Annotated in this window: 8 protein-coding genes; all 8 read left to right on the forward strand. The window is 54.1% G+C overall.

The annotated features are described in order from the left end of the window. Nucleotides 1-288 precede the first annotated feature (288 nt). Nucleotides 289-1,743, forward strand: a complete 1,455-nt coding sequence (locus tag LCU97_RS03545) for a tyrosine-type recombinase/integrase (protein ID WP_232775541.1) — start codon at nt 289-291, stop codon at nt 1,741-1,743. After that, nucleotides 1,740-5,123 (forward strand): site-specific integrase, encoded by a 3,384-nt coding sequence (locus LCU97_RS03550; RefSeq protein WP_232775542.1) that lies wholly within the window; start codon nt 1,740-1,742, stop codon nt 5,121-5,123. The genes LCU97_RS03545 and LCU97_RS03550 overlap by 4 nt, the downstream gene beginning before the upstream one ends. Before the next feature lie 75 nt (nt 5,124-5,198). Beyond that, complete coding sequence (locus LCU97_RS03555; RefSeq protein WP_232775543.1) at nt 5,199-5,816, forward strand: hypothetical protein; 618 nt, start codon at nt 5,199-5,201, stop codon at nt 5,814-5,816. A 133-nt stretch (nt 5,817-5,949) separates the two neighbouring features. Next, on the forward strand, nt 5,950-6,321 hold the full coding sequence (locus LCU97_RS03560) for a hypothetical protein (RefSeq protein ID WP_032893056.1): 372 nt from the start codon (nt 5,950-5,952) through the stop codon (nt 6,319-6,321). Between the two features lie 92 nt (nt 6,322-6,413). Continuing rightward, nucleotides 6,414-8,369 carry a hypothetical protein gene (locus LCU97_RS03565; RefSeq protein WP_232775544.1) on the forward strand — a complete coding sequence of 652 codons (1,956 nt, stop codon included), beginning with the start codon at nt 6,414-6,416 and terminating at the stop codon, nt 8,367-8,369. A gap of 188 nt (nt 8,370-8,557) precedes the next feature. Further along, nucleotides 8,558-10,276, forward strand: a complete 1,719-nt coding sequence (locus LCU97_RS03570) for an ATP-dependent nuclease (RefSeq protein ID WP_232775545.1) — start codon at nt 8,558-8,560, stop codon at nt 10,274-10,276. A gap of 154 nt (nt 10,277-10,430) precedes the next feature. Beyond that, on the forward strand, nt 10,431-11,651 hold the full coding sequence (locus LCU97_RS03575) for a UvrD-helicase domain-containing protein (RefSeq protein WP_332875336.1): 1,221 nt from the start codon (nt 10,431-10,433) through the stop codon (nt 11,649-11,651). Nucleotides 11,652-11,706: 55 nt separating this feature from the next. Further along, nucleotides 11,707-12,075 carry a 4-fold beta flower protein gene (locus tag LCU97_RS03580; RefSeq protein ID WP_232775547.1) on the forward strand — a complete coding sequence of 123 codons (369 nt, stop codon included), beginning with the start codon at nt 11,707-11,709 and terminating at the stop codon, nt 12,073-12,075. Nucleotides 12,076-12,122: the final 47 nt, after the last annotated feature.

Raw genomic sequence — 12,122 nt, forward strand, 5'->3', positions numbered from 1 at the left:
CAGACAAAAAAATCATGAAATTAATGGTGGGAGCACACTGGTTGCTAAACAGCCTACGCTTGGTGTGCTATCGGGGCGCAGGAAAACGGCGCCCCTTGAATTACGAGACCTTGCGAGGATACGAGAGGGAGTCAATGTCGTGCTGAGTAGCACCATACGGGGATGAAAAGACAAAGAAAGGCATAAAAACTCTATCAATAAGAACTTTTTGTCATTTCAAATTGTACTTTACAGTCAATACCATTCCGCTCATCAGATTACACCACGATACGGGATGCTTGTCAATATATGCGTAAATCGAAGATTGCCTTGGTTGGTCAGGGCTCGAATCCACCCCCCGCGGCCTCGCAAAAACAGTCCAACGCCGGTAATAGCATTGAGGCGATGAATAGCCTCACGCGAGTCAAGTGCGAACCACCCAGGCTCTACGAGACAGCCACAGGCGCACCATTGGATTTCTACAATGAGTTCACCGAGCACCTTTGGGGCGAGATCGGCATCAGTTACTCGCGCAACTCGGCCATCGCGATGGAGAGAGGTGGGCGGGTGTTCACCGAATTCCTCTATGAAACCGGCGCCCTCTCTGGCCGACTCGACCCTGCGACTGCATCGAAAACCATGCACCTTTTCCCGTCATATCTCATCGACGGAGCGCAGGCCAAAGACCCGATCGTCCGCCAGGCATTCATCCGAACGGGCCGCAAAACGATCTCCCCCAAGTCTGCCGGGCAGTACATCGCAGGTGCCAATCGCATGCTGAGCGCCTGCAGCACGATCTCGTTTGAGCAGGCAGAGCTGACCTCTGTCCTGACCGGTCTGCCTCCCCAGACTCAAACCAATGCGTTGCCGGAACTCAATCCCAGGGTGCGCAGCCCTCAGGAGTTAGCTCGGATCCATGCCAATACGCTGCAGGTCAAACCCACCCTTGGTGCCGGCGCAAAGAAAGCCCGAGGCGGCCTGCGCGCCCCTAAGGTCAAGAAAGACCGGAAGGCCAAGCACATTGGCCTCCCACATATCCTACCCATGCTTGAGAACGCCCCAACGCCATTGGACGGTTTGATCTGGAGCTTGGGACTTGGCAGCCTGAGGCTCTCGGAAGCGGTTGGGGTTCGCCTGGAGGACGTTGACGTTCACAAGAGGATCATTCGCGTAAAAGATCCTGATGGCCTGCGTGACACGACGAACAAGGAGCGCTTTGGGTTCAAGGGTCGCAAGACTGCGGTCGTGACGATGTTCGAGCCATTCAAATCCATTTTCTGGCAGAAGCTGGCTGATTACATGGCTGTGCGCCCCTGCTCCGACAGCCGCTGGCTGCTGCTGTCGCTTGATGAAGACACCTACGGTGTACCTCTCTGCGAACTCAATTCAAACAGCGTCAACAAGACGATCAACCGCCGCATTCAAGCCACTCAGAAAAAACTGAAGTTCGTCGCTCCCCAGGGAAACTACTCGTCCCACGACTTCCGACACCTCTTCGGGGTTTGGGCGCGCAACTACGTAATGGTGCCGGGCCGACCCAGGCCGGGCCTCGACCTACCGGAAATTCAGTTGCTGATGGGGCACGCAGATCTCCGGAGTACCGAGATCTATGCCGCAGATCTGGGCATCAACACCCTTGTGGACGTCGATGCTGCCAACGAGCTCGTGTACCACCAAGGCAAGGGCGAAAGCATTGACCACTACCGTGGCCTGGCCTACGGGCGTTTGAGCGAAGAACTGCTTGAGCGGGGCCCAGAAGCGTGATCAACACCACCGACAGCCTTACCCTGCACGGCAATGATGTCCTAAAAAATGCTGCGGCTATCTTGCAAGAACTGGCTCAGAAAGCCATGGATGCCGAGAGCGTGTCTGGGAAAGCCAATCCCGAGCTCCTGACAGATAGGCAAGCCAGGCACCGGCTGGCGTTATCCATCTTCCTGAGGATTCGCAAGGGTCGCGCGTTGACCTATCCGGAGCTCACGACACTCTACAATCTCTGCCTGGTTCCCGACAAACAGCTCGATCTTGCCCTACCTTTGTATACGGCACTCACTGGCGAGGCTGCCCCGCATCCTAAAGATGTTAGCGGCATTCGCATCCCCATTCGGACAATGTTTGTTCTCTTGTGGACTAAGGGGAATGCCACGCTCCCTCATGACTTCAACATCAGTGGCGTATGGGCTAAGTATCCGGAGCTGATTGATAGATCGCAGGGCTTTATCCACAAGCTCGCGGGAGTCAAGACATCGAATCTGCATCGCTGCACTCGAAATTTTCAATACCGAGTCAACTGGCAGCGGCCCGAAGACATTGTATTTGAAGAGTTGTGGGAAGCAGCGCCTGTAGTAGTCGACAAGCAACGTGAAATAAAAAGCAAGTCTAAGAAGGGTAGCAAATGCACTGACTTTTCCTACCTAACATGGCTTCATCTATTTGCCAGAGAGCATCCAAAAATTGTAAGCCCGGATCAAGCCCGGCTTCTTGAAGGCTATCATGCTCACCTAAGTACCAGCACGTTCGAAATTTCGAGCACCGAGAACAGGAAATCTTATGCGCAGTTCGTCAAACACTGGGGCTCGATGGGTAACAATTACTCAAAAAATGAGAATCTCCAATCCAGAAGAGCCCGCTACGCCTCGGGAATAGATGGCCGAAAACACAAGGACAAACAACGAGCCGAAGAAAAAAATACGCGAGCCGAGGAAACCAAAAAGGAGGCACAAGACTTACTCCCCCCCGAGGAGTATGCTCTTTTGCCTGGTCGTCGCCGACCAACTATTTATAACTATGACTGGGTGAATGGCTACTACAACACCCAAGACAACCTAGACATTGAAAAGAACTTGTCCTGTTGGATTAAGGCTGGCGAGCTGCACCTTGAACACATTGAAGAACTCATAAGCATTAACAGCAGAAAGCAAGAAGTTGGATACATACATATCCTGATGGATTACCTAGGTAGGTATCTGCCTGCTTGGCTTAGCAAACACCCCAACAGCGGCATCGAGATCCCGACCAACATTGAGAATTTTCACCGCTCCATTTTTTGGCATCGTACGTCCAAAAACTGCAATCTAAGCAATCCGAAGGACAATTCAAAAATCGATTTACCGCTCACACTGATGCAGTTTTACGACCTGAAGCGCAGCATCAAAACCAAAGCCAGGTTCATTTTTTCGATATGGCGATATTTCGAAGTCGCGATAGCGAACGGCAACGTAGTAATGCCTAATGGTGAACCTCTAATCAGTGGCCTCTATAAAAATCCGATCCATCCAGATTTGGACTCCACAGGAAGTGGCTCGGCAGGTAAAAGTGACAAAATCCCCCTCCCCATCGACTCAATGTTGATGGTGGAAGCCTATATGCTCGCACTCGACGCTATCGGGGTCGAGCTTCAAAACAAATGCCTCAGAGGTATCTATAGTTTCCAAGACACTTTGGATCTAAAAAACAGCAGCTGGATCGACCTCGAAAAATACGGAATCTCTTATTCCATCAAGTTGTGGAACCCGAATGACACCTCGCAGGAATTGGAGGTACCGCTCAAAAAAATCATCAATGCTTACTCGTGGAAAAGTGAAAAATACAAATCATCTAGCAGCGAAATTTACGTTCCATGGCTGTCACAGGTCAGGATGCTCACAACGGCTCTCTTCTCAGGGCTGCGCCTGCAAAATTGCCAATGGTTGGATATCCGCAGCTTTGATAAATATTACGACCACTCTATGAGGGGAAGCCTGAGCAGCTGCATCCTCTATGTCAATACGGACAAAAGTGGAAAAAGCCGCCCCATCACACTCCCTTATAAAGTCATGGATGTACTGCTCCAGGAACGCCATTTCCAAACCAGGGAGTACGGAAAAAAATACACAGGCGTGCATTATCAAAATGACCCTAAGAGCACTAAAAAATACAGCAAGATCCACCCTCTTTTCCGTAGCCCTTGGCTCAATAACGGCGCTCCGTTTTCTGACACTTCTTACACCCTAAAATGGACATTGGTTCTTCGCGGATTTCAGGAGATATACAACGAATTCGTACCTCCAGAGCGTCGTCATGAGTTCGTGGAACGCACTGCCGCTGGAGATTGGTCGGCAGTACATACCCCACATGCTCTGCGGGCCACATGGATTACCCATCGCCGTATCTATGCGAGCCTTGATTACGCCATTATCGGAGGGCAAGTAGGTCATGCTCAGAAGTATACAAGCGCGCATTATGTAGTGCCGACTCATCAAGAAGCTCTGGCCTTGATTGATTCCGCCAACAGAGCGGTCTCCGAGCATGCGTTTGCAGCTCTGACCGGACGTCCTCCCAGCCCATCATCGCCTAATTCGGCGCTGGTTAAAGGCTGGGAACAGAACCGCAAAGAGACCGTGCGCGACCAGCATCTCGTCTCCGTAATCCCTGATATCTTGGACGCCGACGAGACAGGCCTGGACTTGATTGCCAGCACTAAAACTCAGCGCGTAAAGTTCTTAGACTGTTGCATTTGTGCTCTTGATGGTGACTGCCCGAAAAAGCTGATGACTTTCACGCGAAAGGCTCGCACCTGTGGTATTTGCCCTTACGCAGTATTCGGGATCGATCATTTACCTGCCCTGAATGCAAAAGTCCGTGATCTTGCCTGTCGTGTGGAGCAACTCAGACCAAAACTTCAGCAAACCCTTAAACACCAACCAAAATCTTCCAGCACAGAGATAATTTACGACGAACTTTCGCTTTGCACCCTGGAGCTGGCTGGTTATCGCCAAGTCATCCAGATCTTGGAGAAAAATTGGCAAGAAGAAAAATTTCCGAACGGGTACATCGCTCGTCATCGCGACCTTGCGAACGCTGTTCGTCATAGTGTTGATATGGCAGATCCCAAACAGCGCGTAATTTCGATGCTAATAGACGCCTCCCAGTTCCCAGCTTTCGCATCAGAACATTACCCCCTGATTCTTGATGAGTTGGCACGTAATCCGGAATTCCTCCAGGTTGCCAACCAACCGTTCGAGGAAAGGGAAATCTACATTGGGCAGATCTTGTCGATCATGGCCGGTACAGGCCTTTCATTCGAGGAAATCTCCGCGTATGCGCTGAGCAAGCCCTCTGCCCTCCTCCTCAATCATCAAGCCTCGATGGCAGGGGCGAGTTGAGATGACCAGGCGAGCTCGTGTGTCCAAGGTAGGTGAATTGGCCAGACGAGCTCGTGGGACTGCGCAGAACTGAACATGAAAAGAAAACCCACCAATGCTCTGTCTACCCCAATGCCTCAAAAGCGAAGAGGTGCAGCACAACTCAAGGCAACGATCGCTCGAATCCATGCCGCTTTGCAGGTGCTTAATCAACAGGCTGAGCCCTTCAAAAACATCAGTCAGCTGGCTGATGAAGTCGCACGTATCTGCGGCGTCGACCGCAGCCTGCTCTTAAAGCGCGGAAAGTCATACAGGAAGTGCCTCGACGCTTACCCAGGGCTCCTTGGCGATGGAAGTACCCCACCCACCCCATACAACACGGACATAGATCCACTGCATCCGGTCATGATCCGGAATTCACAGCTGGAAGAGGAGAACGTCAAGCTTCGCAACATCGTGGACGATTTGTCGAAACGCCCCGTGCAGGCTGCCCGGTCTCAGGACGCTACTACCAAGGCCAGCAGAGTACCTGAGTACCAGCGCGAGTATGAAGTGACCTGCCAGTTGGTCGACAGGATCCTCGATCACAAGCGGGCCATTCGGATCATAAACGACACCCTGACCGACCTCTCAGATGTCAGCGGCATCCCGAAATCGATAGCCGACTCAACACTCATTGCCCCCTATGTCGAATGGAAGAATGCCCGTGCGTGAACTCAATGATCGTATCTCCAGCGCTGAGGCTGAGACTGAGGCTGAAGTTGGGTTGGGAGTTGGGGCTAGGTCAGCCCGGAGTGCTTCTGCAGGTGCTTCTGGAGGCGGTTCGCCGCATGAGGTGCTACGCGCCATGAAACCGGAACTGGAGTCGGCGAAGAGGCTGCGCCAGGTAGCCCTGGAGATCATCGAGTCAGGTAAGAGCGTGCCGATGCGGGCCGGCAAGATAAACCTTGCATGGCTGGCTGGGACGGTGGGACTTACCAGGCAAGTCTTCTATGAAGGGCGCGGCGGGCACGAGCTGCCCCAGATTGCTGAGCTGCTGCTGGAGCATGTGCGATCTCAACCCTCCACCAAGGCCCATTCGCAGTACGACAAATCGCTGGCCAGCTTACGAACCGAGATCCAGCTGCTCAGAACCCAGCTGCGAGATGCCGAGCGTGGTTTGCAGCGTGCGGCTTTCCGGGAAGAGATCATTCGGTCAGGAAAGATCCTCACGTTCTGACTGGGCCCTTGGCAGGCCTCGCTTCGCGGCTCTACAGCAGATTCCATCCAGCTTCATTTCCCTGTCTTTCTACCCAACGGTGCATCAGGCTAATGGCAAAGTACTACTTCGTCCGGAAATTCACTCTCACGCTGGGTGGCGAGCGGCGATTCCATCTCCTATCGCTGACCACCGGGACATCCTTCAAGGCGCGGCTGGATCCGGAGCTAGGGTCGAAACACATATTCCCAGGCATGACCTATCGCGCGTCCATCACCAAGCGCGGGAGGGGGCTGGTCATTACCCACCTGTACCCCGCTCTTTGCGTGGAATATGACGAATGCAGGGCACTGGCGGGCTTCGTTAGTACACAGAAAGCGCTCCCTCAATACTCCCCTCCCACCGGACTCGCGAGCGTTTTGGAACAAGCTGCTTTGCTGGAGCAGCGCAGTGTGCGGCAGCTGCTTGACCATGAGAGTCGGTTCATTCTTGGGAAGCATCTTGGCGATGCTCAGACGGCCCAGTTGCAGTTCGCATGGCAGGAGTACATGGACTTCCAGGAATCGGTGTCTGGACTTATGATTCAGGGATTCGATCAAGCCAGTGCGGAGCAGATGGTGATTTGTCTGCCAGTAAACGCCTGCTTCCTCCTTATTCATCCCCCACTGGCACTGCCGTTTCTTGAGACCAATGACGACTCAGTTCTGGATCATCCAGGCTTCGATCAGACGCCTGGATTGAGGAAGGCTTGGGCACTGCTAAGGCATCTGGAAGCCCAGTCGACGGCGGGGAACACCCTTGTTGAGGTCGCTTCTGTTTATGGGTGTGTGGCAGATGTGGCTGAGGCAGATGGCGGTGGCGGTTTAGCCGACAGCGTCATCGCTGGCTCGGACGATGTGCTTGAGGCGATTCGCGAGTGTGAGGGCCACGGCTGGGTTGTGGCGACGGAAGACCACGTTCAGCTCCAGTCGAACCATATCCTGCAGAGCGCGGTACGCCATCATCTGACCAGGATCTGCACGCCCTTTCACCCGGTCTATAGCGAGCGTGAGATTGAACACGCCTTCAGCCGCTTGAGCGCGTTCACCCCGGACATGTTCGCTTTCGACATGCTCGACGAAGTGACCTTGGCACTGAATTCACGCGTACTGCTCGTTCGATATGACGATGTCAAAGCAGCCGTCGAATTCACCCAGCAGTACTGTGCGGTCTCGGAGCTTTTGACGAATACCGTTCCGACCTCGGTGACGATCGCGAAGGCCAGGTGCGCGGCCTATGAAAATGAGTTAGGTCATGCCCCTGTCCCGTTCTACGAAATTACAGATGGCGCGCATGCCCAAGCAATCGTCGTACATCAGTTCAATCAGTTGCCCTTGTTCGAGATTTTTCAGCTGCTGGCAGAGCTGGAGAATGTGGTGAATTTGGTTGCGCTGGTCGATGCCACCCTGCCGGCCAATGCAGCTGTTGACCAGATGTCTCGCTACTTCCCCACCGTGGATGTCCGCATTCGCCAGCAAGGTGCTTTGCCAATCCAGCAATGCCTTCGGAAACTCTCCGAGATCGAGGCACGGATCGATGCAGAGGACGTTCAGCGCATCGCGGTGATCTGTGATTGCCCTGCGATTGCCCACCTGCTGAACCGGCGGTACAGCTCAGTTCCAGCAGATACGAAAGTGCCTAAAAAGGGCGATCTGATTCGGCTCTCTCCACGTGGTCTTCGACGTAAGGATGGCGCCCTGATTCGCATTGTGAACGTCAGGTCGAATGAGCTTTTCGTGTCCCAGTCACAGACGTATCGGATGATCAAAGCGGACGAGTTCGCGGGGTACTCATGGGATGCAGGATTTGCACTGAGCCCGAACGAAGCACTGGGGGTCGAGCTCCCTCCGGTACTGGTGTTCACCTCCGCTCAAGGCGGTGCTGGTGGGGAAAGGTCGGGGGCTGCCTTCGTCAGGAACCTCCAGGCGCAAGGGGTTCGCTTGATTGAGCACTGCGTGTATGAGATTGAGGGCTTTCCGAGGCTTGCGAGTCCTGGGACTTTGCAGCGGATTGTGCCGCAGGTTGAGTGATGCTTGATTGAGTTTGTCCCAAGACTGTCGTCGCAGCCCTCCCGAAGACACGATCCACCCAATCGCTTTGGCCACGGAACGGCATCCGACTCTGGCGGCGTACGATTCCGAAAAACGATAGGCCAAACATTGAGTTATGTTTGAGCTCAGCTACCCTTGATTGCATTAGGCCACTTCTCGGGTGATGGATGCGCGTTGAGCAGTTGACTGTAAAGAATTTCAGGGGCATCAAGCATCTCGAATGGAAGCTGATGGGACAGTCCATTTGTTGCCTGATCGGCGTGGGCGACAGCGCGAAAACAACCGTGCTGGACGCCGTGGAGGCGGCCTTATCCCCACGGTGGATGACCTTCAACGAAGCCGACTTCCACCACGCGAACACCGCTGAAGACATCGAAGTGGAAGTCACGATCGGCGAATTGTCTCACGCCCTGCTCTCTGATGGTCGCTTCGGCCTGTATCTTCGTGGTCTCTCCCCAACCGGCGAGCTAAACGATGAACCCGAGGACGCCGACACCCCAGTCCTGACAGTAAGACTTTCGGTCGATGCGACCATGGAACCCGTTTGGTCTCTGGTCTGCGATCGCTATCCAGTTCCAAGAATCCTTTCGAACAGGGACAGGGCCATGTTCTGCCTTGTCCGGCTGGCCGGTGACGAGGCACGCCATCTGACCTGGGCCCAAGGCTCAGTGCTCTCCAAGATGACTGAGGCCAACGATGAGACCGCGCAGATGCTGGCTCATGCTTATCGTTCTGCTCGTCAAAGTGCCAACCTGGGCTCCATCCCAGAGTTAGCCCAAGCTGCGGCCTCTGCCGAAACAGCTGCCCGCTCACTCGGCGCGTACATCAACCAAGCGTACGGCCCCGACCTTGAGCTCGGGCGAGGTGGATTCAACTCCAGCTCAATCGCGTTGCATGACGGTTCCGTACCATTGCGGTTGGCAGGCCTTGGAACCAGGCGTTTGGCGACGTTGGCTGTTCAACGTTCAGCTATCAGCGAAGGCGCAATTGTCCTTGTTGATGAACTGGAGCAAGGTCTTGAGCCGCATCGCGTCCTTGGCGCAATGGCTCAGCTCAAAAAATGGCAAAAGGAAGCAGAGAAGGCGCATCTGGCTAAAGGCCAAATTCTGATGACCACCCACTCCGATGTCGTCTTGGCGGAGTTGCCTCCACCTTCTCTGTTCATTGTTTCCCGCTCGCCCGAGGCGGTTGCAGACATCAAACATGCCTTGGCAAGCGGAGATATTTCCCGGGTTTTGAAGGGGGCCCCACGGGCCCTATTCGCCCGGAAAATTTTACTCTGCGAAGGCGCAACAGAACTCGGAATGATGCTTGGATTGAGGGAGCGCTACCCCGACAGACACGATGGAGTCCCGATCGAGCAACTCGGCGCGGCCATTATTGATGGAGGGGGATCAGCAGGCCCACCCTTGGCGCTCTCGCTCCGGGCACTTGGATACGAAGTGGGTCTGTTCAGAGATTCAGATCGAAAACTGGACGCTCATTTTGCTACCAAACTACAAGCTCAAGGCGTGCGCGTCATCGAGTATGGGGGCGGTCTGAACACGGAGCGAGCGGTGTTCCAATCAGCCACTGATACCCAAATTGACGGCCTGCTCGACCTGGTAGCGGAGTTCATCAGCGAGCCCACATTACTGGATCACCTAGAAAAGACCTTCGAAGGCCTTGATGTCGACGCCTGTTTTTGTGATTGGGATCTGGTCGGTGTCTGCCCAAACCCTCGGCTACGCCTGAGCGATCTAGCCGCCGAAAAAAGCTGGTTCAAAAATGCTGAGCGCGGTCGCGCTATATCCGCTCTCGTGATGCAAATTATCGACAACCCACATGTGTCGCCCATAGGCATATGCCTCCGCACCTTAGAGAGCTGGCTTTATGGTAACGCCTGAGTCCATTCTCACGCTCAGCCGTCGGGCCGTCGTGGCTCCAGCAGGCCATGGGAAAACGGAGCTGATCGCCAAGGTGGCCGCACTAGGGCGCCGAACCTTGGTACTGACCCACACACATGCAGGGGTTCACGCAATCCGGGCTCGCCTCCAGCGAATGCACGTGCCCAACGACAAGGTCGTCGTAGATACCATTGCATCGTGGGCTCGCCAGTACGTCCAAGCGTTCCCCGGTCGCTCAGGAAGGTCTGCACTTCATCCCAACAAGCCCAATTGGGATGACGTATACCTTGGTACGGCTTCAATCCTGCAGAGCCCTGTCGTCCAGGAGGTCATCAAGGCCTCCTACGACCGCGTGCTGATAGACGAATATCAAGACTGCGAGCAGTACCAGCATTGGATTGCTGGCTGGCTCTCCTGCATCGTTCCGACCGTTATTTTCGGGGATCCCATGCAGGGAATCTTTGAATTCGTCGAAACAAAAATCGGCTGGAGCGACTCTGTCGCCAGTTACTTCACCCACGCTTATGAACTTCAAATACCCCACCGCTGGGCCACAGCAAATACCGCGCTGGGTAAATGGATTGCGGAAACTCGGCAAAAGCTGATGGCAGGGGAACCAATCGATCTGCGAGAGGGGCCCATTAAATACATCCAGAGCAATAACGCATTTGATATGTCGTTGTTCTTTGATGAGTTCAACTCCAGAACCGGCTCGACGGCAGCGATAAACTGCTGGAGAAACACCTGCAATGACTTAGCCAAGAGCACCAGAGGTGCTTTTCAATCCATTGAAGAAATAGCGGCGAAGCGTTTGATGGATTTTGCAGAGAGCTGGGATATGTCAGTGTCCGCGCCACAAGCACGCGCCGATGGGTTGAGGTCACTGATTGATGATGCGATCACTCGCGCTCCGGCAGCGCCAGGGCATCCATCCGACGCCATTCTCGATATCGAAATATCCGCAGCCTGGGCGGTACTGTCGATTAATGGTTCAGCTGAAAGTGCTCTGGAGGTGTTGAAGCTGGAAAGGAGCCACCCCCTATCGAGAACATTCCGAGGGGAGCTTATCGGTGATACCAGGCGGGCATTAAGTGAAATCATGGATGGCAGGCATCAGAGCCTTGTCGCTGCGTCGGAAGCAGTAAGGCAGCGCTTAAGCAGGACAGGAAGAGCACCGGTGGCTAGGACAATATCAACCCCCCTGCTCCTCAAAGGGCTGGAGTTCGACCACGTGTTGATTCCCGACGCGATCCACTACACAAGGCAAAAATCTGCCGCTGCCAAGTCTTTCTACGTCGCCATTTCCAGAGCCAGGCACACCCTCACGATCTCTAGCAAAACTCCCATTCTGGAGTTCCCTCTGCCGAACCTTTAGCGGATACACCATTAGTGCACCCATGAGCGCTACCCATGATATTTAGGGGAGTAATATGGAAGAAACACTCTATGACGGGCGGGGCCGACCAGTAGCGTACATTGCCGACGACAACGAGATGTCTATTTATCTTTGGTCAGGCCATGCTGTGGCATATGTTGTTGAAGAAAATCTTTATGGCTGGAACGGCCAGCACATCGGCTGGTTCGTTAATGGAGTGCTTTATAACCGACGAGGGCAGCGGGCGGGATCAATCGGCAGCCAATGCCCATACGCGCTGTACGCTGCTCCTGCAAAGTATGCCAAGTACGCAAAATATGCCAAATACGCTCGCTATGCTGCCTACGCTCGGCCAGGCCTCAGAAGCTATAGCCAGGAACCCTTGGAGGAATTCTTAAAAAGTGGAGCTGTTGGGCGGGTGTAGGGCGATCAAAATTGCGCCTCATGGCTGTGTTTTGAGCTATGGAGCAC

Source organism: Pseudomonas uvaldensis (assembly GCF_021271205.1).
GTDB lineage: Bacteria > Pseudomonadota > Gammaproteobacteria > Pseudomonadales > Pseudomonadaceae > Aquipseudomonas > Aquipseudomonas uvaldensis.

What these genes read in the sequence shown, in the direction of transcription:
- LCU97_RS03565 (WP_232775544.1), top strand. Translation starts at nt 6,414, where the DNA reads ATGGCAAAGTACTACTTCGTCCGGAAATTCACTCTCACGCTGGGTGGC.
- LCU97_RS03555 (WP_232775543.1), top strand. Translation starts at nt 5,199, where the DNA reads ATGAAAAGAAAACCCACCAATGCTCTGTCTACCCCAATGCCTCAAAAG.
- LCU97_RS03560 (WP_032893056.1), top strand. Translation starts at nt 5,950, where the DNA reads ATGAAACCGGAACTGGAGTCGGCGAAGAGGCTGCGCCAGGTAGCCCTG.
- LCU97_RS03580 (WP_232775547.1), top strand. Translation starts at nt 11,707, where the DNA reads ATGGAAGAAACACTCTATGACGGGCGGGGCCGACCAGTAGCGTACATT.
- LCU97_RS03575 (WP_332875336.1), top strand. Translation starts at nt 10,431, where the DNA reads ATGCACGTGCCCAACGACAAGGTCGTCGTAGATACCATTGCATCGTGG.
- LCU97_RS03545 (WP_232775541.1), top strand. Translation starts at nt 289, where the DNA reads ATGCGTAAATCGAAGATTGCCTTGGTTGGTCAGGGCTCGAATCCACCC.
- LCU97_RS03570 (WP_232775545.1), top strand. Translation starts at nt 8,558, where the DNA reads ATGCGCGTTGAGCAGTTGACTGTAAAGAATTTCAGGGGCATCAAGCAT.